Origin of the sequence: Actinomycetospora aurantiaca (genome assembly GCF_037401875.1) — a bacterium.
GTDB lineage: Bacteria > Actinomycetota > Actinomycetes > Mycobacteriales > Pseudonocardiaceae > Actinomycetospora > Actinomycetospora aurantiaca.
In genome coordinates this window covers 154,301-175,737 of record NZ_JBBEGN010000003.1, presented here as the reverse complement: position 1 = coordinate 175,737, position 21,437 = coordinate 154,301, and the positions used below count along the sequence as shown (strand labels likewise).

The following is a 21,437-nucleotide window of genomic DNA, read 5'->3' as shown; positions in this document are numbered from 1 at the left end:
GGGTCGCATGGCTGCCATGACGCAGACGACCACCCAGTCAACGGCCCTCCCCCGCCTCCGGGACGTCGAGGAGTACTTCGCCGACCCGGACTTCGCCCGCGCGACGATCTCGCCGGACGGCACCCGCCTCGCCTACCTCGCCCCGCGCCATGGCCGCACACAGGTGTGGGTGCGCGGCATCGACGAGACCCACGACGACGCCGTCTGCGTCACCGACGACCGCCGTCGCGGCGTGAAGACCTACTCCTGGACCGACGACGCCCGGTGGCTGCTCTACCAGCAGGACACCGACGGCAACGAGGACTGGCACCTCTTCCGTGTGGACCTCACCGCGCCCGAGGAGCCCGCCGTCGACCTGACCCCGCTCGAGCCGGGCTCCCGCGTGGTCGACGTGGCGCCGCTGCCGGACGAGCCGGGCCACGTCCTGGTGTGGATGAACCGCCGGCCGATGTTCTTCGACACCTTCCGGGTCGAGGTGGCGACCGGCGAGACCACCCTGCACCTCGAGCAGCCCGGTCCGACGTCGAACTACCTGCTCGACCGCGACGGCCGCCCCGCGTTCCTCTCGACGCTCACCGAGGACGGCCACTACGAGTTCTCCGCGGTCGACCCGGACACCGGCGCGACGCGCTTCCTGCGCCGCGTCGGCGGCGCGGAGCACCCGCTGGGCGTGCAGCCGCAGCTGGCGACGCCGGACGGCTCGGGCCTGCTGCTCGGGCTCTACCAGGACTCCGACGACCTGCGGCTGGTGCGCGTCGACCGCGAGACCGGCGAGGAGAGCGTGGTCGCCGCGGTCGAGGGCCGCAGCGTGGACACCATGGGGCTGTTGGCTCCGGGCCTGCCGTCCACCGTGTTCACCAGCGCCCGGACCGGCGAGGTGATCGCGGTGCGGTTCGTCGGCGAGCGGTCGACGATCGAGGTGGTCGATCACGACTACGACGACGTGTTCACCGCGCTCACCGGGCTGGCCGACGGGGTGCTCCGCTCGGCGTCGTCGGACGACGCGGAACGCCTCTGGGTCGCGAACCTCGGCGGTGACCGCGAGCCGGGCGGGACGTGGCTCCACGACCGCGAGACCGGGGAGAGCCGGCTGCTCTTCCGGCTGCACACGCACCTCGACCGCGCCGAGCTCGCGACGATGGAGCCGGTCGCGCTGACCGCCCGCGACGGGCTGCCGCTGCACGGCTTCCTCAGCCTCCCGGTCGGCGAGGAGCCGCGGGACCTGCCGCTCGTGCTCGTCGTGCACGGCGGCCCGTGGGCCCACGACGCCTGGGGCTACGACCCGGAGTCGCAGTTCCTGGCCAACCGCGGCTACGCGGTGCTCCACCTCAACTTCCGGGGGTCGTCCGGCTACGGGAAGCGGCACACCACGGCCGCGGTGGGCGAGCTGGCCGGCGCGATGCACGACGACCTCGTCGACGCCGTCCGCTGGGCCGTCGCGGAGGGGATCGCCGACCCGGACCGCGTGGGCATCTACGGCGGGTCCTACGGCGGGTACGCCGCGCTCGTCGGCGTCACCGTCACCCCCGACCTGTTCGCCGCCGCCGTCGACTACGTCGGCGTCTCGGACCTGCCGAACTTCATGCGCAGCCTCCCGGCGTTCAGCCGCCCCTTCCAGGCCACGAACTGGCTGCTCTACGCCGGCGACCCGGACGACCCGGAGCAGGAGGCCGACATGCTCGCCCGCTCCCCGATCACCATGGTCGACCGCATCCGCACGCCGCTGCTGGTCGCCCAGGGCGCCAACGACGCCCGGGTGGTCCAGGCCGAGTCCGACAACATCGTCGCGTCGCTGCGCGAGCGGGGCGTCCCGGTCGAGTACCTGCTCGCCGAGGACGAGGGCCACGGCTTCGCGAACCCGGAGAACCAGTTCCGGCTCTACCGCGCGATCGAGGCGCACTTCGCGGAGCACCTGGGCGGGCGTCGCCTCGAACGTTCCTGACGGCGGGTGGCGCGAGCCCGTCACCGACGGCGGTCCCCGCCGGGCAGCGCGGGGACCTGCTCGTCGAGGCGGGCGAGCCAGGCGACGAAGGCGCGGGCTCGCGGGGAGGGCGTCGGGTCGTCGTGGGAGCGCAGCAGGTAGTGGGCCTGCCGCATCGGGAAGGACCGCGGCAGGGCGAGGCCGACCCGGCCCTCGCGGACGGCGGACCGGACGAACCGCTCGGGCAGGACGGCGCTCGCGTCACCGGCGGCGACGAGTTCGAGGGCGGTGACCGTGGTGTCGACGGTCGCCGTCGGGCCACCGGGAGTGGGTGGCAGGAGGCGTTGCCACACGTCGTCGAACCCGAGCACCCGGATCCGCGGACGGTCGGCGAGGTCGGCGACGTCGCGCACCGGGCCGAAGCGGTCGACGTGCCGGAGGCCGACGACGACGACCGCGTCGTCGTGGTGGAGGAGCTCGGCGTGCACGCCCGCCCACGCGCCACGGCCCTGGTGGATGTCGACGTCGACCTCGCCCGGGACGAGGGCCTCCGACCACACCGCGGAGACCACGCGCAGGTCGATCTCGGGGTGCTCGGCCCGGAAGAGGTGCAGGTGCGGGGCGAGCCAGGTGGTCGCGTAGGACACCTGGGTCCGGACGGTGAGCTGCTCGCGGCGGGCCGGGGCGAACAGTCCGCCGGTGGCGGCGGCGAGGTCGTCGAGGCTCTCGCGGACCGCGGGCAGGTAGGCGCGACCGAGTTCGGTGAGCGCCACGCTGCGCGCGAGCCGTTCGAAGAGCGGCACCCCGAGGTGGGTCTCCAGGGACCGGACGCGCTGGCTGACCGCCGCGGGAGACAGGTGCAGCTCGGCGGCGGCCGCCGCGAAGCTCCCGAGCCGGGCCGCGGCCTCGAACGCCTGCACGCCGGGCAGGGGCGGCAGCGGATCGCGCACCTCGACGACCCTAGTCGCGCAACTCGGCGAGCCACACATTTCCGAGGCCTCAGGGGCCGTTCCCGTCGTTTGAGTTCGTCCTCGGTGGCGGCGACGCTGGACTTGTCCAGCGACCGCGACACCCACCCGAACACCCAGGAGACCTCTGGTGAGCCAGACACTCGACACGGCCGACGGCGCCCTCGCGCTCGACGAGAGGCACCTGAGCGTCGTGCTCGACGGGCAGCCCCGCCACTTCCACTACGTCTGGCTGCGCGACAACAGCTGGGCCGCCGACGACCGCATCGCCCAGAGCGGGGAGCGCAAGCTCTTCACCGGGTCGATCCCGGCCGACATCGCGCCGACCACCGCCGCCTGGGACCCCGACCGGGGCCTGGAGGTGCAGTGGAACGACGGCCGGGCCGCGACCTACTCGCCGGACTGGCTGCGCCGCTACGACTACTCCCCCGCCGCGCGCGCCGCCCGCCGTCGTCCGGCCACGCTCTGGCCCGAGGCGGCGGGCGAGCCGCCGCGCTTCGCGCACTCCGACGTCGTCGGCAGCGCCGACGGCCAGCTCGCCTACCTCGACGCCGTCCGCGAGTTGGGCGCCGCGATCGTCACCGGGGTGCCGTCCGAGGACCACGAGGTCGAGCGGTTCGCCGAGCACATCGGCCACCTCCGCGAGGTCGCCTTCGAGCGCGTGCACAACGTCCGCCACGACCCGGCCGGGTACAACGTCGCCCACACCCCGGGCGAGCTGAAGCCGCACACCGACCTGCCGAGCTACGACTGGCCCCCGTCGGTCCAGCTCCTGCACTTCCTGACGAACCGGGCCACCGGCGGCGAGTCCACGCTGGTCGACGGCTGGGCCGCCCTGGCCGAGCTGCGCCGCGACGCCCCGGCGCACTTCGACACGCTCGTCCGGGTGCCCGTGCCGTTCCAGCTGTTCAGCGACGACGAGGACACCTGGGCCGAGAACCCCATGGTGCAGCTGGGCACCGACGGCGAGGTCCGGCTCCTCCGGTTCTCCAACCAGCTCGCCCAGCCGCTGGCGGCGCCGTTCGACGAGGTCGAGGCGTTCTACGACGCCTACCGCCACCTCGCCCGGATCCTCGACTCCGGCCGCTATCGCGCCACGTTCACGGCCGCCGACGGCGACCTGGTCACGGTGCACTCCCACCGCGTCCTGCACGGCCGGCTGCCCTACGACCCCGCCAGCGGCGCCCGCCACCTGCAGGACGTCTACCTGGAGTTCGACGACCTCATGGCCCGCCGCCGCGTCCTGCGCGGCGAGCACAAGCCGCTGGCCGCCCAGCCGCAGGAGGACGCATGACCGCGGATCGCCCCACCGTCGGGTTCACCGCCATGGCCGACGGCACGGCCGCCGACTACGCCCTGCTCGAGCCCTACGAGCAGGCCGAGCTCGCCCGCTTCCCCGACCGCGTCCTGGGCTGGCTGCGCGCGATGGACGACCACACCGGCTACCGGGTCACGCGTCTCGAGCACAGCCTGCAGGCCGCCACCCGCGCGCACCGGGCGGGCGAGGACGAGGAGACGGTCGTCTGCGCCCTGGTCCACGACGTCGGCGACATGCTGGCCCCGGCCAACCACTCCGAGGTCGCCGCCGCGGTCCTGCGCCCGTACGTCTCCGAGCAGAACTACCAGGTGCTGCGCCACCACGGGGTCTTCCAGGGCGTCTACTGGTTCCACCACGTCGGTGCGGACCCGAACGCCCGGGACCGCTACCGCGACCGGCCGTGGTACCAGGCGTGCGTCGACTTCTGCGCGTACTACGACCAGAACTCCTTCGACCCCGACTACGATGCCGAGCCGCTGGAGTTCTTCGAGCCGATGCTGCGCCGCGTCCTTGCGCCCGAGCGCGTGCGGGCTCCCGACCTCGGCTGACTTCCGAACGCCTCACCGGGCGGGGTCGACGTCCTCCGCGACCGAGGGGGTGAGGTGCGTGGCCGTCCAGGACGCGAGCAGGGCGAGCGCGTCCGCGGAGGGCGTGGCGGGTTCGGGGCTGTAGACGGTGAGTTGCAGGCCGGGGTCGGCGGTGATCGGCAGGGTCTCGTAGCCCAGTTCCATCTCCCCGACGACGGGGTGGTGGAAGCGTTTGGTGCCGGTGCGGTGCAGCCGCACGTTGTGGCGGGCCCACCGGACGCGGAACTCCTCGCTGCGTGTCGACAGTTCGCCGACCAGGTCCTGGATGCCGCGGTCGTGGGGGTCGCGGCCGGCGGCGGTGCGCAGGTTGTTGACCGCCACGTCGGCCATGAACTCCCAGTCGGGGTAGAAGTCGTGCGCGGCGGGGTCGAGGAAGCAGAACCGCGCGAAGTTGACCGGCTGCGACCGGTCCGGGCGCTGCGGGTCGGGGTAGAGCGGGGCGTAGAACGCGTAGCCCAGCGCGTTCGCCGCGACCAGATCCTGGCGGGCGTTGCCGACGATGCCGGGGACGGTCAGCGCGTCGAGCAGGCGCTGCACGATGGGCCGCACCGTCGTCGCGCGCCTGGCCGGCCGACGCCGCTGCGGGCTGGTGGAGACACTGCGGTGGAGGTCGGCCAGGTGCGAGCGCTCGGCGTCGTCGAGCTGCAGCGCCGTCGCGATCGCCTCGAGCACCGACTCGGACACGCCGCCGGACTTCCCGCGCTCGAGCTGGGTGTAGTAGTCCACCGACAGCCCGGCCAGGGTGGCCACCTCCTGGCGGCGCAGCCCCGGGACCCGGCGCTTGGCGGCGTCGTAGACCGGCAGCCCCACCTGGTCGGGCGTGATCCGGGCCCGCCGCGAGGCCAGGAACTCGCCGAGCTCGACGCGGTTGTCCATGCTCCGACGGTACGACCGCCGCAGCGACGGTGAGGGGTGCTGCCGGCACCCCCCTCCCGGTACCCCTCCCGACCTCGCCTGTCACGACGATGGATCCGGGCGTTCCCTGGGACCCATGCGAGCCACCCTGATGTACGCCGCCGGCGACGTCCGCACCGAGACCGTCCCCGACCCCACCCTCGAGCGCCCCACCGACGCCGTCGTGCGCATCACCACCTCCTGCATCTGCGGCAGCGACCTGTGGCCGTACGCCTCGATGCCCGCCTCCGACGGACCCGCGCGGATGGGCCACGAGTTCCTCGGCGTGGTCGAGGAGGTCGGCGCCGAGGTCACGACGGTGCGCCCCGGCGACTTCGTGGTCGCCCCGTTCGCCTACTCCGACGGCACCTGCGCGTTATGCCGAGAGGGCCTGCAGACCTCGTGCGTGTACGGCGGGTTCTGGGACGAGCCCGGTCAGCAGGGCGGCCAGGCCGAGGCCATCCGCGTGCCCCTCGCCGACGGCACCCTCGCCAAGCTCCCCGGCGGCACGGACACCGCCCTCGCGCCCTCGCTGCTCACCCTCTCCGACGTGTTCGGCACCGGCTACCACGCCGCCGTGCAGGGACGGGTCGAGCCGGGCAAGACCGTCGCGGTCGTCGGGGACGGCGCCGTCGGGCTGCTCGCCGTCGCGTCCGCGAAGCTCCTGGGCGCCGAGCGGATCGTCCTCATGGGGCGGCACACGACGCGCACCGACCTCGGCGTCGAGTTCGGCGCCACCGACGTCGTCGCCGAGCGCGGCGAGGAGGGCATCGAGCGCGTCCGTGAGCTCACCGGCGGCGAGGGCGCCCACGTCGTCCTCGAGGCCGTCGGCGCCCGCCCCGCCTACGACCAGGCCCTCGGCATCGTCCGCCCCGGCGGGACCATCAGCCGGGTCGGCGTCCCGCAGTACGAGGACGCCCCCGTCGGGTTCGGCAGCCTCTTCGGCCCCAACGTCACCCTCACCGGCGGCCCCGCCCCCACCCGCGCCTACATCGAGACCCTGCTCCCCCACGTCCTCGACGGCACCGTCGACCCCGGCAAGGTCTTCGACCGCACCGTCGCCCTCGACGGCGTCCCCGACGGGTACCGGGCGATGGCCGACCGCGAGGCCCTCAAGGTCCTGGTCACGCCGTGAGCGACCGGTTCGACGGCAAGGTCGCCCTCGTCACGGGCGGCACCAGCGGCATCGGCCGGGCCACGGCCCTCGCCTTCGCCCGCGAGGGGGCCGCCGTGGTCATCGCCGACGTGGACGCCGAGGGAGCGGCCGCGACGGTGGGGCTCATCGAGCGGGCCAGCGGCCGGGCCGTGGCCGTGACCTGCGACGTCTCCCGCGCCGAGGACGTGGACCACGCCCTCGACGTGACCGTGGAGAGCTTCGGCCGCCTGGACCTGGCGTTCAACAACGCCGGTGTCGAGCAGCCGCAGAAGCCCCTCACCGACGTGACCGACGACGAGTTCGACCGACTGGTGGCGATCAACCTCCGCGGGGTGTTCCTGACGACGAAGCGCGAGATCGCGGTCATGTCGCGGACCGGCGGCGGCGCGATCGTGAACAGCTCGTCGGGCGCCGGCGTGACCGCGTTCCGCAACCAGGCGGCCTACGCCGCCACCAAGCACGCCGTCATCGGCCTGACCACCTCCGCCGCCCTCGAGTACGCCGCCCAGGGGATCCGGATCAACGCCGTCTGCCCGGGCATCGTCGACACGGGCATGATCGCCCGGGTCACCGGCGGCACCGAACAGGGGTACGCCGCCGCAGTCGCCCAGGAGCCCGTCGGCCGGCTCGGCCGGCCCGAGGAGATCGCCGCCGCCGTGCTCTGGCTGTGCTCCGACGAGGCCTCCTTCACGGTCGGCCACGCCATGGTCGTCGACGGCGGCCAGACCGCCTGACGCCCGCCGACACCCACCAGGAAGGACCACCATGCCCCAGCACCCGCTCGACATCGCACCCAAGCTCGCCGAGCTCAACATCGAGGTCCTCTTCGGCGACATCTGGGAACGCCCCGGCCTGTCCAAGCGCGACCGCAGCCTGATCACGGTCGCCTCCCTCGTCTCGCTCTACCGCACGGAGCAGCTCGGGTTCCACCTCAACCGGGCGATGGAGAACGGCCTGAGTCGCGACGAGCTCGTCGAGGCCATCACCCACCTCGCCTTCTACAGCGGCTGGCCCACCGCGGTCACCGCGCTGACGCGCCTGCAGGAGATCCTCGGGGAGGACGCCCCGTGAACCCCACCTACGACTTCACCGGCCAGACCGCATTCGTCACCGGGGCCAGCTCCGGGATGGGGATCGCGACGGCGCGCGCGTTCGCGCAGGCCGGCGCCGCCGTGACGCTCGCCGACGTGAACCCGGACGCCCTCGACGCGGCCGAGAAGGAGTTGCGCGACGCCGGGCATCGCGTCCTTGCCGTGCGCTGCGACGTCGCCGACGAGGACCAGGTCGCCGCCGCCGTCACCGCGACCGTCGACGCCTTCGGCAGCCTGGACCTCGCCTACAACAACGCCGGCATCCAGTCCCCCACCACCGACGCCGCCGACGAGCCCGCGAGCGTGTTCGACCGCGTCAACGCGATCAACCTGCGCGGCATCTGGGCGAGCATGAAGCACGAGCTCGGTGTGATGCGTCGTCAGGGTTCCGGGGCGGTCGTGAACTGCTCCTCGCTCGGTGGGCTCGTCGGCCTGCCCGGCCGGGCGGCCTATCACGCCTCGAAGCACGGCGTGATCGGTCTGACCCGCAGCGCCGCCGTCGAGTACGCCCCCCGCGGAGTCCGCATCAACGCCATCTGCCCGGGCACCATCGAGACCCCGATGGTCACGCAGATGCTCGGCTCCGGCGACCTCGACCGCGCTACCGCCGAGGCCAACCAGCCGATCAACCGGCTCGGCACCGCCGAGGAGATGGCCCAGGCCGTGCTGTGGCTGTGCAGCCCGGGCGCCGCGTTCGTCGTCGGCGTCGCCCTGCCCGTGGACGGCGGCTACACCGCCATCTGACCCCACCAGGAGAACGTCGTGGAACTCGACCCCCGGACCCCCACCGCGCAGGCACCCGTCGAGCGCTTCACCGGCGAGGTCTACCTCAACATCGTCCACCCCGCGCGCGAGCCCTCCCGGTTCTCCGCCGCGCTGGTGCGCTTCACCCCCGGCGCCCGCACGCACTGGCACTCCCATGTCCTCGGCCAGACCCTGGTCTGCACCGACGGCGAGGGTGTCGTCGTCGGCCGCGACGGCACCGTCATCCGGCTGCGGCCCGGCGACAGCGTCTGGACCCCACCCGGCGAGGAGCACTGGCACGGCTCCGTCGACGGCCAGCTGATGTGTCACTACGCCCTGCTCGAGGGCACCGCCGAGGGCGACGGCACCACCTGGCTCGAACCCGTCACCGACGAGCAGTACCGCGCGGCCCACTCCGGCTGACGGCGGGCCTCGATGCCGCAGCGGCGTGGCCCGGACCGAGTGCGACATCGGGCAGGCAAGCGAGGCCGCGGACCTGCCCGGTGTAGCACTCGGCGCTCTCAGGCGGTGGACCAACCGGAGCGCCGCGCGGACGTGACGAAACCCGATCGCAACGGCGTCATCGGACCGGAACATGTGGATGCGTCGGAGTGCATTGACATATCGACGGTGCTCTTCCTACCGTGCCGCCAGTCACACCCCGACCCGACCGCGAGGAGCCCCGATGCCTCTCCCACCGCCCGACCACGAGGCCCTCGCCGCCGTCGCCGCCGGTTACGGACTCGGTCTGTCCGACGCCGAGGTCGACGAGTACGCACCGGTCGTGACCGGGCTGCTGGGCTCCTGGGACGCGGTCGAGGAGCTCTACGCGGCCGAGGCACCCGTCGTCCCGGACCGCGCCTGGCAGCACCCCGCCGAGAACCCGTACCACGCCTGGTACGTCACGACCTCGATCTCCGGGGCGCCCGACGGCCCGCTCGCCGGGCGCACCGTCGCGATCAAGGACAACACCGCGGTCGCCGGCGTGCCGATGACCAACGGCTCGGCCACCGTCGAGGGCTACGTCCCGCACACCGACGCCACCATCGTCACGCGGCTGCTCGAGGCCGGCGCGACGATCACCGGGAAGGCCGTCTGCGAGGACCTGTGCTTCTCCGGAGCCGGCATCACCGCGAGCACCGGGGACGTCGAGAACCCGTGGGACCCGACCCGGCACGCCGGTGGCTCGTCGGGCGGCAGCGCCGCGCTGGTCGCGGGCGGCGTCGTCGACATGGCCACCGGCGGCGACCAGGGCGGGTCGATCCGCATCCCCGCCTCGGACTGCGGCATCGTCGGACACAAGCCCACCTGGGGCCTCGTGCCCTACACCGGCGCCTTCCCCATCGAGTCGACGATCGACCACGTCGGCCCGATCACCCGCACCGTCGCCGACGCCGCCCTCATGCTCTCCGTGATCGCCGGAGCCGACGGGCACGACCCCCGCCAGCCCACCGGCATCGCCGCCGACGACTACGTCGGCGCCCTCTCCGGGGGCGCGGCCGGGCTGCGGGTCGGCGTGCTGCGCGAGGGCTTCGGCCTCCCGGAGTCCGAACCTGAGGTCGACGCCGCGGTCCGCGAGGCGATCACCGCGCTCGCCGACGCCGGGATGACCGTCTCCGAGGTCTCCGTGCCCTGGCACCTCCACGGGCCGAAGATCTGGGACGTCATCGCCACGGAGGGCGCCGCGTCGCAGATGATCGAGAACTCCGGGTACGGGCTGAACTGGAAGGGCCTGTTCGACCCGGACGTCATGGAGCACTACGGCCGCCGCTGGACCGAGGACGGCACCCGCTTCCCCGCCACGGTCAACCTCGTCCTGCTCGCCGGGAAGTACGGGCTCAACACCACCCACGGGCGGCACTACGCGATGGCGCAGAACCTCGCGCCGAGGCTCGCCGCCGCCTACGACGCCGCGCTCGCCGACGTCGACGTGCTCGTGCTGCCCACCCTGCCGATGCGCGCCACCGTCCGCCCCGGCCGCGACGCCCGCCCGCCCGAGCTGCTCGGCCGCGCGCTGGAGATGCTCGCCAACACCGCGCCGTTCGACGTCACCGGCCACCCGGTGTGCTCGGTGCCCGCCCCGGTCGACGGCGGCCTCCCGGTCGGGATGTCGATCGTCGGGCGCCAGTTCGCCGACGCCACCGTCCTGCGCGCCGCGCACGCCTACGAGCAGGCCGTCGGGGGCTTCCCCGCCCCCACGAGCGCCGCGGTTTCGGCCTGACCCGTCGTCACGAACCCGTCGTCACGAACCCGAGAGGCAGGCAGTCATGGACGGCATCCACGACCTCGGCGGCAAGGCCGGCCACGGCCCCGTCGTCCGTCCCGAGAACGAGCCGGTGTTCGGCTCGGAGTGGGAGAAGCGGGTCCTCCCGATGTTCCCGGCGATGGCGATCGCCGGCGCCTTCAACCTGGACGGCTTCCGCTCCGGCATGGAGCAGATCCCGGCCGCGGAGTACCTGACCTCGCGCTACTACGAGCACTGGATGCACTCCATGGTGCTGCACGGGACCGAGGCGGGGATCTTCGATCCCGAGGAGCTCGAGCGCCGCACGCAGCACTACCTCGAGAACCCGGGCGAGGAGGTGCCGAGGGCGACCAAGCCGGAGCTGGTCGAGGCGCTCAAGCAGCTGATCCCGAACGGGGACGACTACCGCCGCGAGGTGGAGGCCACGCCGAGGTTCCAGGTCGGCGACACCGTGCGCGTCCGCCCGGAGGCCTCGACCAGCCACACCCGCCGGGCGAGCTACGTGCGCGGGCACGTCGGCGAGATCACCCACCACCACGGCGCCTACGTCTACCCGGACTCGAACGCGTCCGGTCTGGGCGAGGACCCCCACCACCTCTACACCGTGCGGTTCACCGCCCAGGAGCTGTGGGGCGACGAGCCCGGCGCCGTGAACTCCGTCATGCACATCGATCTCTGGGAGCCCTACCTCACGACGCCGTGAGTCCCCCCGACCGTCACCAGCGAAGGACGAACACGAGATGACGTCGACAGACGACACGATCCAGCCCGTCGCCGGCCTGTCGCGGCACAGCGACGCCGAGCTGGCCGCCCGCGCCAAGGCCATGGAGTCGATCCTCGTCGAGAAGGGGATCATCGGTTCCGACGCGATCGACTACATGTCCTCGGTCTACGAGAACGAGGTCGGGCCGCAGATCGGCGCGAAGGTCATCGCGAAGGCCTGGACCGACCCGGAGTTCAGGGCCCGCCTGCTGGCCGACGCCACGAAGGCCTGCGAGGAGCTGGGCTTCGGCGGCATGCAGGGCGAGGAGATGATCGCCCTGGAGGACACCGAGACGGTGCACCACATGGTGGTGTGCACGCTCTGCTCCTGCTACCCGTGGCCGGTCCTGGGTCTGCCCCCGAACTGGTACAAGTACCCCGCCTACCGCTCGCGCGCCGTGCGCGACCCGCGCGGCGTCATGAAGGAGTTCGGGCTCGACCTGCCCGAGAGCGTCGAGGTCCGGGTGTGGGACTCCAGCGCGGAGCTGCGCTACTTCGTGCTGCCGATGCGCCCGGAGGGCACCGAGGACTGGACCGAGGAGCAGCTCGAGGCCCTCGTCACCCGCGACGCGATGATCGGCGTCGGCGGCGTGCAGAGCCCGGAGGCCTGAGCCGTGCAGACCATCAACGAACGGCCGTCCGCCGAGACCAAGCCGCGGGTCGACTCCCTGGTCGACGTGCTCCCGTTCAACGACCGCATCCCCCGTCACGACGGCGAGGTCGCCTTCGACCAGGCCTGGGAGATCCGCGCCTTCGCCATGACGGTGGCCCTGCACGAGAAGCTCGGGTTCCCCTGGGAGGAGTTCCAGTCCGAGCTGATCACCGCCATCAAGCGGTGGGAGTCCGAGCAGTCGGACCTGGAGCGGTGGAGCTACTACGAACGGTGGCTGGCCGCCCTGGAGGAGCTCGCGCAGGCCAAGGGCTGGGTGAGCGGCGAGGAGCTCGAGACCCGGACGCAGGAGATCCTCGACCTGCCCCCGACGACGGACCACCACCACGCGGTCCGCGATCCCGTGGCCGTGGTCCCGGCGGGGCCGGGCGCATGACCCGTCCCGACGACGACGGCGCCGGCCCGGTCACGGCCGGCACCGTCGCCGCGGCCGCGACCCTCGCCGGGCTCCCGCTCGACGAGGGCCGTGCGGCCGCGGTCGCCGCCCTGCTCTCCGCCTGGGTCCCGGACGCGAACGCGCTGAGCGCCCGGATGCAGGCCGAGTCCCTGCGCCCCCTGATGCCCGCCACCGTGTTCGGTCAGCCGCCGGCCGCCGAAGGGAGCGAGACGTGACCGACGACGTCGTCGAGAACACCCTCACCGGGTCCGCCGAGCTGATCGCCGGCGGCGCGCTGTCGCCCGTCGAGCTGATGGACGCGACCCTGCGCCGCATCGAGGCGATCTCCGGGACGCACGCCTACATCTCCGTGTCCGCCGAGCAGGCAATGGACGTGGCGCGGGCCAGCGAGACCATGATCGCCGCCGGGCACCGGCTCGGTCCGCTGCACGGCGTGCCGATCGCGCTGAAGGACAACATCGACGTCCGCGGTGAGATCACGACGGCGGGGAGCAAGATCCTGGCCGACCACCGTCCGGACGCCGACGCCGCCGTGGTCCGTCGCCTGCGCGGGGCGGGCGCGATCATCGTGGGCAAGACGAACATGCACGAGTTCGCCTGGGGCGGGACCTCCGCCAACCCGCACCACGGCAACGTCTGCAACCCCTGGGACACCTCCCGCATGCCGGGCGGGTCGAGCGGCGGGTCCGGGGTCGCGGTCGCGACGCGGGCCTGCGCGGGCGCCCTCGGCACCGACACCGGCGGGTCGGTGCGGCTCCCGGCCGCGCTCAACGGCGTCACCGGCCTGCGGCCGACGATCGGGCGGGTCAGCAACGCCGGGGTGGTGCCGCTGGCGTGGAGCATGGACACCGTCGGGCCGATGGCGCGGACGGCCGCGGACGTGGCGGCGCTGTTCACGGTCCTGGCCGGGTTCGACCCCGACGACGCCGGGTCGGTCGACCGCGGGACCGTCGAGTACTCCCGCGACCTCGACCGCGGGGTCGACGGGCTGCGGATCGGCGTGATCGAGGACTACTCGCTGCACCACGTCCAGCCCGCGGTGGAGAAGTCCGTCCGGGACGCCCTCGAGGTGCTCGTCGGGGCCGGGGCCCGCACCGTCGACGTCACGATCCCCGACATCGAGGGCAACATCTCCGCGCAGCTCACGATCGAGGCGGCCGAGCCGAGCACGTACCACCAGCGGTGGCTCCGGGAGCGCCCGCAGGACTACGGCGACGATGTCCGCCTGCTGCTCGAGGCCGGCGAACTGCTGCTCGCGACCCAGTACCTGCAGGCCCAGCGCTACCGGGCGCTGCTGCGCGAGCAGGCGACGGCCGCGCTGGCGCACGCCGACGTGCTCGTCTGCCCGACGCTGCCGTTCGCGGCCACGCCGCTCGGCGAGACCCGCGTGGAGATCACGCCCGGCGCCCCGGAGGACATGCTCTCGGCCATCATGCAGTTCACCGGGCTGCCCTCGTTGACGGGCCTGCCCGCGATCAGCGTGCCGTGCGGGTTCGACGCGGACGGGCTGCCGGTCGGGATGCAGCTGATCGGGCGCCCCTTCGACGAGGCCACGCTGCTCCGGGCCGCCGCGGCGTTGCAGGCGCACACCGGGTTCCACCGGGCGGTCCCGCCCCTGGTCACGGCGGCGTCGTGAGTCGCCGCAATGCGTCGACAGACATCGACGAGTGATAGCGTCCACGCCATGGAGGCGAACGAGAACCTCGCGTTCGACGCCCTGTCGGACCGCGTGCGCCGTCGCATCCTCGCGGAGCTCGGTCGGGAGGGCGAGCTCACCGCCACCGAGATCGCGAACCGCATCGACTCGGTCGGACGGACGACGGTGTCCAGCCACCTGCGCGTGCTGCGGACCTCGGGCGCCGTCATCGAGCGGCGGGACGGCCGCAACCGCTACTACTCGCTGGACCTGGACGGTACCGTTCGCGACGCGTTCGCGTACCTCCAGTCGATCATGAACCGTGCGGTGGGCGACGTGCCGGACGCCCCCGAGCAGGGCACGCGGAACGAGCGCGAGACCGGCTGAGGAGATCCCGGGGCCGCGATGACCAGTACGACCGTCGCGGCCGACCGCGCCGTCGACCTCCCGCGGCACGAGGCGTTCGCCCTGTTCGGCTCGTCGCGGACGGCCGGGTGGTTGTTCGGGGCGCGGTGCGACCGGGTGGCCGAGGGCGCCACCGTGAGCATGCGACTGCCCGTGGGCGACGACCCCGACGCCGAGACCCTCGAGCTGCTCGGCCGCTTCTCCCGCGTGGTGCCGGGCTCGCTGCTCGTCGTCGAGCACACGCAGCCGTGGCAGGGCCGGCTGTGCGTGCGCTTCCGCTCCGACGGCACCGCGCGGACCCGCGTCTCGGTCCGCGCGACGATCCCGGAGAACGGGGTGCGGTGGCTGCTGCACCGCCTCGGCGTCCCCCTGCCCGATCCCCCCGACGACGGGTCGATCCGCATCGGGGCGATCACGACGATGTCCGGCCCGGGCGCGGTCTACTCGGTCTCCGCGCAGGCCATGGCCGAGCTCGCGGTCGGCGAGGTCAACGCCGACGGCGGCGTCGCGGGCACCCGGCTGACCCTGGTCACCGCCGACGACGCCACCGACGCCGCCCAGGCGGCCTTCGAGGCCCGCCGCATGGTCGCGCTGGGGTGTCGCGCCATCTTCGTCAACAGCACGTCGGCGAGCTTCGACGCCGTCCGCGAGGCCGTCGAGTCGCCCCGCGTCCTGCTCGTCCACTCGGTGATCAACGAGGGCGGTGGCGAGTCCCCCACCACCCTGCGCCTCGGCGAACGCCCCGCGGCGCAGCTGGCGGCCCTCGTCGGCCCGACGATGCGGGCCGCAGGCGCCCGCCGGTGGTACCTCGTCGGCCAGGACTACGTCTGGTCGCGCGGCGCCCACCGCGACGCCCGCCGGGTGATCGACGCCGCCCACGGCCACGTCGCCGGTGAGCGGCTCACGCCCCTCGGGACCACCGACTTCGGCGCCATCATCGAGTCGATCCGGGCCTCCGGCGCCGACCTCGTGCTGAGCTCCCTCGTCGGCGCCGACGAGGTCGCCTTCGAGCGGGCCTGCGAGCGGGCCGGCCTGCGCGAGACCACCCGCACCGTGTCGCTGGTCCTCGACGACGCGACGTTCTCCCACATCGGCGGCCGCGCCGCCGAGGGCCTCCGCACGGCCCTGGGCTACTTCCAGAACGGCCCGGTGCACGGCAACCCCGAGCTGGTGACCCGCTACCACGCGGCGCACGGCGCCTGGGCCCCGCCGATCACGGCACTGTCCGAGACGGTCTACGAGGCGATCCACCAGTACGCCCGGGTGCTGCACCTCGACCCGCACGGCAGCGCCGCCGACCACGCCCGCGCCTGGCGGGCCCGTCGGGCAGGGCGCGGCCAGGACGTCGTCGGCCGCCGGGACCTCCTCGCGCCGCAGCTCTACACGGCCGAGGCCACCCGCGCCTCGCTGCTCGTCGACGGCGCCGCGGAGCTCCCGGGCCGCTAGCGGTGCGGGGTGCGGTACCCGGACCGGAGGATCTCGCGCGCCCCGTCGGCCTGGCGGGTGTCCGCCCCGCACGTCGACCCGAGCCACGCGAGCATGGCCGCGCAGCCGACGAGGTCGTGCGCGGTGACCTCCGCACGTGCCACACCCGCCGCCCGGGCCTCGGCCAGGAACCGCTCGGTCGTCGCGAGCATCTCCTGGCAGGCCAGGGTGAGCGGGGTCGCCTCCGCTCCCTCCAGCGCCCCGACCAGGGGGCCGGAGAGCCCGCGGTAGCTCGCGATGTGCTGCTCCATCTCGTGCAGCCAGGCGTCCAGGCGCAGCGCGACGTCGGGTTCGCGGGCGACGCGGTCCCGGGCCTCGCCGAGCTCGTCGCTCTCGGCACGGAGCACCTCGGCGAGCAGGTTCTCGCGGTCCGGGAAGTGCCGGTAGAGGGTGCCCGGGCCGACGCCGGCGTCGCGCGCGATGGCCTCCAGCGACGTCGTCACGCCGTGGCGGCGCACGTGCTGCCGGGCGACCGCGAGCAGCAGGTCCCGGTTCCGGCGCGCGTCCGACCGCATGCGTGCACCTTACCGGAGGCGGCCTCCGTGTAGGCTGAGCGGAGGCTGCCTCCGATACCCGTCCCGAGAGGACCCACGATGGCCGCGTCCGTCCCGCTCTCCATCCTGGACCTGGCGAGGGTCCTCCCGACGGAGGCGGCTGCCGACGGCATCGCCCGCAGCGTGCGCCTCGCGCGCACCGCGGACGCCCTCGGCTACCGCCGCATCTGGATCTCCGAGCACCACAACATGCCCGGCCTGGCGTCCTCGGCGACGTCGCTGTACATCCAGCACATCGCCGCCCACACCGAGAACGTGCGCGTCGGGTCCGGCGGGATCATGCTGCCGAACCACTCGCCGCTGGTGATCGCCGAGCAGTTCGGCCTGCTGGAGACGCTCTTCCCCGGGCGCATCGACCTCGGGCTCGGCCGGGCACCCGGCACCGACGGCGCCACCATGCAGGCCCTGCGCCGCGACGCCCGCGCCTCCGAGCACTTCCCGTCCGACATCGTCGAGCTCGACGGGTACCTGACCGGCGCCACCAAGGTCCCCGGCGTCCAGGCCTACCCGCACCGCAGCTCCGGAGTGCCGCTGTACATCCTCGGCTCGTCGCTCTACGGCGCCCAGCTCGCCGCCCACCTCGGCCTGCCGTACGCGTTCGCCTCCCACTTCGCCCCGGAGGCCCTCGAGGAGGCGGCCGAGATCTACCGGACGCGGTTCGACCCCGCCGGTCCGCTCGCCGGACCCGACGCGACGCCGCACTTCATCGCCGCGGTCAACGTGATCGCCGCGGACGACGCCGACACCGCCGCCGCCCAGCACGACCGGGCCCAGCTGGAGTGGCTGCGCGCGATCCTCGGCCGCGGGCGCGACCTCTCCGACGACCAGCTCGTCGAGCTGCGCGCGCACCCCCAGGGTCGGCAGGTGCTCGGCATGATGCGGCGCACGCTCGTGGGCACCGGTCCCGAGGTCGTCGCCGGGCTGGACGCGCTGGCCGAGGAGGTCGCCGCCGACGAGCTCGTCGTCGTGAACGCCGCTCCGGAGGAGCAGCACCAGCACCGCACCCTGGAGCTCATCGCCCCCGCTGCGGACCGGGCCGAGCCCGCCCTGGCCGCGTCCTGACGTGACCCGGTCGCCGGTCAGGCGCGCAACGCCTCCACCACGCCCGCGAAGTGGCGGGGTGGCGGCGTGTCGCCGGGCCGGTTGAGCCGCACCCGGTGCGCCACCGCGCCGTAGCGCCGCCGCAGGTCGGCGGCCACCTCGGCCGCGGAGCCGCTGGAGCACATCTCGTCGAGCAGGTCGTCGTCGACGAGCGTGGTCATGTCGTCCCAGCGCCCCTCCTTCGACATCGTTCGCAGCACCTCCTGCAGGTCCTCCCGGCCGTGCGCCTCGAGCACCGGGCGGTAGGCGGGGGTGGAGGCGTAGAAGGCGATCTGGCGGCGGGTCGCCTCGCGGTCGGCCTCGTCGAGGGCGACGAACGGGGACAGCGCGATCCGCAGCGGCGCCCGGTCGGCCGGACGGTGCCGGACCACGGCGGGCAGGATGACCTCCGTCAGGTAGCGCGGGCCGCAGAACGGGTGCACGAACAGCCCGTCCGCGACCTCGGCGGCGACGCTCAGCATCCGCGGTCCGACGGCGGCCAGGTACACCGGAGGCGGCCCGGACGTGTGGGGCGGCGGCGTGAACGCCGGGGTCATCAGCGTGTGCCGGTAGAACGAGCCGCGGTGGTCGAGCGGCTCGCCGGTCTCCCACGCGTGCCAGATCGCGCGCAACGCCGTCACGAACTCACGCATGCGGTCGGCGGGGTGCGACCACGGCATCGAGAAGCGGTTCGTGACGTGCGGCCGGATCTGCGGTCCCAGCCCGACCACCAGCCGCCCGTCCGAGAACCCCTGCAGGTCCCAGGCCGGGTGGGCCACCGTCATCGGGGTCCGGGCGAACGCGATCGCCACCGAGGGTCCGAGTTCGAGGCGCGTGGAGTGCTCGCACGCGAGCGTGAGCGACAGGAACGGGTCGTGCTGGTTCTCGTTGTTCCAGGCGCCGTCGAACCCGATCTCCTCGCACTCCCGGACGTCCGCGGCCACGTCGGCCAGCGTCGCCCGGAGCCTCGCGTCGATCTTCACCTCGGCACCCTCGCACGGGTCGGGCTCCCGATCAGGCCCCACCGGGCCGCCGTGGCCGCCGCCGCGACGCGGTTGCGGCTGCCCGTCTTCGCGAGCGCGTGCTCCACGTGGGTGCCGACGGTGCGTGCCCCGATCCCCAGGCGCTCGCCGATCTCGGCGTTGGTCAGCCCGTCGGCGAGGCCGGCGAGCACCTGCAGTTCGCGGGCCGTCAGCCCGTGCGGCGGGTCGACCTCGCGATGGATCACGACGACGTCCGTCCCGGTCCGGTGCAGCTCGACCTCGTGGACGGCGGAGCCCTGGACCAGCAGTCGGTATTCGACGGCGCGCCGCGCGGTGCGCGCGAGGGCGAGCAGTGGCGCCCCGGCCCGGAGCAGGTCGGGCCGCGCGGCCGGGGACAGCGGGACGACCCGGCCGTCCGCCGTGAGCAGCAGTTCCCCCGACCGGCCGTCGGCAGGGCGGCCGACGGTCCACCCGGGTCCGGGCAGCGGGTCCAGGGCCGCCGCGAGGTCGTGGCCGAGCAGCGTGAGCAGGGCGACGGCGTCGTCGTCGGGATGGCGCGCGTCGAGCGTGCTCGCGTTGACCATGCCGACGTAGCGGCCGTCGGCCGAGAACAGGCACTGGGTGACGCCGTCGCGGAATCCGAGCGGCCCGATGACGGCGTCGAACACCGGACCCCGACGACGTCGCTCCGGGATGTCCCGGACCCGCACCGGGCCACCGTCGGCGCGGACCACGGAGAACAGCGGGTCGGTGTGCATCCGGTCGTCGAGGAACGCGCCGACGTCGTCCGGGAAGGACGACGCGAGGGTGCGGTGGCGGCCGGCCACGGGGTCCCACACCGAGACGGCGGCGCAGTCCGACGGCACGACCGCGCGCAGGCCCTCCAGGACCACCGACGCCGAGGCGACGTCCCGGGCGCCGTGGCGCGCGAGGAACGCCCGCAGGTCCCGCGCCGCCGACAGGGCCGTCATGCCCTAGCACCGTAGGCACCGTGGCGGGTCCGTCAACCGACGGACCTCGGCGGCCGGCCGGTCCTCCTACGGTCGGGATCCCGCCCGGACAGGAGGCCCCCATGGAACTGCGCGAGTACGTCGATCTCGACGCCACGGCGATCGCCGAGGCGATCCGGGACGGACAGGTGACGGCCGACGAGGTCGCCCGGGTCGCGACCGAGGCCGTGACCGCTGCGAACCGCAGCGTGAACGCCCTCGTCAGCGGGCCCTTCGACACCCCGCTCGAGCACGCCGCCGACGGCCCCTTCGGCGGGGTGCCGTTCGCGATCAAGGACCTCATCACGCACGCGGCGGGCGTTCCGACGCGTTCGGGCAGCCGCCTCCTGGGCGCGGGCGTGCCGATGCCCGCCGACACCCACCTGATGGCCCGGTTCCGGCGCGCCGGGTTCGCCACGCTCGGTCTGACCGCCACCCCGGAACTCGGCTTCAACGCGAACACCGAGCCGGTGGCGACCGGCTCGGTGCGCAACCCCTGGAACCTCGACCGCAGCCCCGGCGGCTCGAGCGGGGGCTCGGCCGCCCTCGTCGCCGCGCGGGCCCTGCCCGTGGCCCACGCCAACGACGGCGGCGGGTCCATCCGCATCCCGGCGGCGGCCTGCGGCCTCGTCGGCCTCAAGCCGAGCCAGGGCCGGACCACCCCCGGGCCGGACTACGCGGATCCCCTGCTGGGCATGGGCATCGAGTTCGTCCTGACGCGGACCGTGCGCGACTGCGCAGGCGTCCTCGACGCGGTCCACGGGCAGGAACCCGGGGACCGGTACCGGCTCCCCGATCCGGTGCGTCCGTATCTCGACGAGGTCCGCCACGGCAGCCGCCCCCTGCGCATCGCCATCCACACCGCGCCGCTGTCGGGTCACGGGTCGGTGGACCCGCAGTGCGTCGAGGCCGTCGAGGCCGTCGCGCGCGAGCTCGAGGGACTCGGGCACGTCGTCGAGCCCGCGGCTCCCGACGTCGACGCGGCGGCCTTCGACGACGCCAACTTCGCCGGCTGGTGCTCCTTCCTCGCCGACGGCGTCGACACCATCGCGGGAGCCCTCGGGATCACCCCCGGGCCGGAGCACCTGGAGGCGGCGACGCTCGCCTGCGCCGAGGTCGGCCGGGCGCTGCGCGCCTCGGACCTGTACGCCACCGACCGGGTCTTCAACCTCACCCGGCGCTCGGTGGCGGCGTTCCACCAGCGCTACGACGTACTGCTCACCCCGACCATGAACGTCCCCTCGACGGCGGCGGGTCACCTCGACCAGAACGACCCCTCGCTCGACGGACGGGGCTGGTACGACCGCATCTTCGCGACCGCCGGCTTCACCGCCCTGTCCAACGTCACGGGCAACCCGGCGATCTCCCTGCCGCTCGGCACCACGGCGGACGGCGAGCCCATCGGGGTCCAACTGGTCGCGCCCTACACCGACGAGGCGACGCTCATCGCCGTCGCCGCCGACCTCGAGCGCGCCCGGCCGTGGGCCGACCGTCGTCCGGTGCACGCCGTGGGCTGATCAGCCTCGCGCGACCGTCCCACGCACGTGGGAAG

At 73.9% G+C, this 21,437-nt stretch carries 23 protein-coding genes; 18 read left to right on the top strand and 5 right to left on the bottom strand.

The genetic code is table 11. The annotated features are described in order from the left end of the window. Nucleotides 1-16: 16 nt before the first annotated feature. A complete protein-coding gene (locus WCD74_RS08650; protein WP_337694439.1) occupies nt 17-1,942 on the top strand; it encodes a S9 family peptidase in 1,926 nt (641 codons plus the stop codon). A 20-nt stretch (nt 1,943-1,962) separates the two neighbouring features. Here WCD74_RS08650 and WCD74_RS08645 read toward each other — a convergent pair whose 3' ends face one another. Further along, nucleotides 1,963-2,871 (bottom strand): LysR substrate-binding domain-containing protein, encoded by a 909-nt coding sequence (locus tag WCD74_RS08645; RefSeq protein WP_337694438.1) that lies wholly within the window; start codon nt 2,869-2,871, stop codon nt 1,963-1,965. A gap of 148 nt (nt 2,872-3,019) precedes the next feature. Between WCD74_RS08645 and WCD74_RS08640 the strand changes: the two genes are divergently transcribed. Next, a complete protein-coding gene (locus tag WCD74_RS08640) occupies nt 3,020-4,183 on the top strand; it encodes a TauD/TfdA family dioxygenase (protein ID WP_337694437.1) in 1,164 nt (387 codons plus the stop codon). After that, nucleotides 4,180-4,755 (top strand): HD domain-containing protein, encoded by a 576-nt coding sequence (locus WCD74_RS08635; RefSeq protein ID WP_337694436.1) that lies wholly within the window; start codon nt 4,180-4,182, stop codon nt 4,753-4,755. The genes WCD74_RS08640 and WCD74_RS08635 overlap by 4 nt, the downstream gene beginning before the upstream one ends. Nucleotides 4,756-4,767: 12 nt before the next feature. On the opposite strand, the gene WCD74_RS08630 is transcribed toward WCD74_RS08635, so the two are convergent. Continuing rightward, nucleotides 4,768-5,670 carry a helix-turn-helix transcriptional regulator gene (locus WCD74_RS08630; protein WP_337694435.1) on the bottom strand — a complete coding sequence of 301 codons (903 nt, stop codon included), beginning with the start codon at nt 5,668-5,670 and terminating at the stop codon, nt 4,768-4,770. Between the two features lie 115 nt (nt 5,671-5,785). On the opposite strand from WCD74_RS08630, the gene WCD74_RS08625 reads away from it, so the two are divergent. The 13 genes from WCD74_RS08625 (at nt 5,786) to WCD74_RS08565 (ending at nt 16,240) form a co-directional block, all read left to right on the top strand. Then, entirely contained in the window at nt 5,786-6,823 is a 1,038-nt protein-coding gene (locus WCD74_RS08625; protein ID WP_337694434.1) for a zinc-dependent alcohol dehydrogenase family protein, read from the top strand. Next, entirely contained in the window at nt 6,820-7,578 is a 759-nt protein-coding gene (locus WCD74_RS08620) for a glucose 1-dehydrogenase (RefSeq protein WP_337694433.1), read from the top strand. Before WCD74_RS08625 ends, WCD74_RS08620 begins: the two co-directional genes overlap by 4 nt. 31 nt (nt 7,579-7,609) lie before the next feature. Continuing rightward, a complete protein-coding gene (locus WCD74_RS08615; RefSeq protein ID WP_337694432.1) occupies nt 7,610-7,915 on the top strand; it encodes a carboxymuconolactone decarboxylase family protein in 306 nt (101 codons plus the stop codon). Further along, nucleotides 7,912-8,679 (top strand): glucose 1-dehydrogenase, encoded by a 768-nt coding sequence (locus WCD74_RS08610; RefSeq protein WP_337694431.1) that lies wholly within the window; start codon nt 7,912-7,914, stop codon nt 8,677-8,679. Before WCD74_RS08615 ends, WCD74_RS08610 begins: the two co-directional genes overlap by 4 nt. Nucleotides 8,680-8,697: 18 nt before the next feature. Further along, nucleotides 8,698-9,102 carry a (R)-mandelonitrile lyase gene (locus tag WCD74_RS08605; protein ID WP_337694430.1) on the top strand — a complete coding sequence of 135 codons (405 nt, stop codon included), beginning with the start codon at nt 8,698-8,700 and terminating at the stop codon, nt 9,100-9,102. Nucleotides 9,103-9,364: 262 nt separating this feature from the next. After that, a complete protein-coding gene (locus WCD74_RS08600) occupies nt 9,365-10,900 on the top strand; it encodes an amidase (protein ID WP_337694429.1) in 1,536 nt (511 codons plus the stop codon). A 46-nt stretch (nt 10,901-10,946) separates the two neighbouring features. Then, the gene (nthB, locus tag WCD74_RS08595; protein ID WP_337694428.1) at nt 10,947-11,627 is read left to right on the top strand and encodes a nitrile hydratase subunit beta; all 681 of its coding nucleotides are present in this window, start codon (nt 10,947-10,949) and stop codon (nt 11,625-11,627) included. Nucleotides 11,628-11,664: 37 nt separating this feature from the next. Further along, nucleotides 11,665-12,297 (top strand): nitrile hydratase subunit alpha, encoded by a 633-nt coding sequence (nthA, locus tag WCD74_RS08590; RefSeq protein WP_337694427.1) that lies wholly within the window; start codon nt 11,665-11,667, stop codon nt 12,295-12,297. 3 nt (nt 12,298-12,300) lie between these two features. Next, complete coding sequence (locus WCD74_RS08585; protein WP_337694426.1) at nt 12,301-12,732, top strand: nitrile hydratase accessory protein; 432 nt, start codon at nt 12,301-12,303, stop codon at nt 12,730-12,732. After that, a complete protein-coding gene (locus WCD74_RS08580) occupies nt 12,729-12,968 on the top strand; it encodes a hypothetical protein (protein ID WP_337694425.1) in 240 nt (79 codons plus the stop codon). The genes WCD74_RS08585 and WCD74_RS08580 overlap by 4 nt, the downstream gene beginning before the upstream one ends. Continuing rightward, nucleotides 12,965-14,389, top strand: coding sequence for an amidase (locus WCD74_RS08575; RefSeq protein ID WP_337694424.1), 1,425 nt, complete (start codon nt 12,965-12,967; stop codon nt 14,387-14,389). The genes WCD74_RS08580 and WCD74_RS08575 overlap by 4 nt, the downstream gene beginning before the upstream one ends. Before the next feature lie 48 nt (nt 14,390-14,437). Continuing rightward, nucleotides 14,438-14,776 carry an ArsR/SmtB family transcription factor gene (locus WCD74_RS08570; protein WP_337694423.1) on the top strand — a complete coding sequence of 113 codons (339 nt, stop codon included), beginning with the start codon at nt 14,438-14,440 and terminating at the stop codon, nt 14,774-14,776. Nucleotides 14,777-14,794: 18 nt separating this feature from the next. After that, complete coding sequence (locus tag WCD74_RS08565) at nt 14,795-16,240, top strand: ABC transporter substrate-binding protein (protein ID WP_337694422.1); 1,446 nt, start codon at nt 14,795-14,797, stop codon at nt 16,238-16,240. On the opposite strand, the gene WCD74_RS08560 is transcribed toward WCD74_RS08565, so the two are convergent. Further along, nucleotides 16,237-16,794, bottom strand: coding sequence for a TetR/AcrR family transcriptional regulator (locus tag WCD74_RS08560; protein ID WP_337694421.1), 558 nt, complete (start codon nt 16,792-16,794; stop codon nt 16,237-16,239). The genes WCD74_RS08565 and WCD74_RS08560 overlap by 4 nt on opposite strands. A 78-nt stretch (nt 16,795-16,872) precedes the next feature. On the opposite strand from WCD74_RS08560, the gene WCD74_RS08555 reads away from it, so the two are divergent. Beyond that, the gene (locus WCD74_RS08555) at nt 16,873-17,895 is read left to right on the top strand and encodes an LLM class flavin-dependent oxidoreductase (protein WP_337694420.1); all 1,023 of its coding nucleotides are present in this window, start codon (nt 16,873-16,875) and stop codon (nt 17,893-17,895) included. 17 nt (nt 17,896-17,912) lie between these two features. On the opposite strand, the gene WCD74_RS08550 is transcribed toward WCD74_RS08555, so the two are convergent. Continuing rightward, entirely contained in the window at nt 17,913-18,896 is a 984-nt protein-coding gene (locus tag WCD74_RS08550) for a TIGR03617 family F420-dependent LLM class oxidoreductase (RefSeq protein ID WP_337694419.1), read from the bottom strand. Then, nucleotides 18,893-19,867 (bottom strand): LuxR C-terminal-related transcriptional regulator, encoded by a 975-nt coding sequence (locus WCD74_RS08545; protein WP_337694418.1) that lies wholly within the window; start codon nt 19,865-19,867, stop codon nt 18,893-18,895. The genes WCD74_RS08550 and WCD74_RS08545 overlap by 4 nt, the downstream gene beginning before the upstream one ends. 101 nt (nt 19,868-19,968) lie before the next feature. Between WCD74_RS08545 and WCD74_RS08540 the strand changes: the two genes are divergently transcribed. Continuing rightward, nucleotides 19,969-21,402 carry an amidase gene (locus tag WCD74_RS08540; protein ID WP_337694417.1) on the top strand — a complete coding sequence of 478 codons (1,434 nt, stop codon included), beginning with the start codon at nt 19,969-19,971 and terminating at the stop codon, nt 21,400-21,402. Nucleotides 21,403-21,437 lie beyond the last annotated feature (35 nt).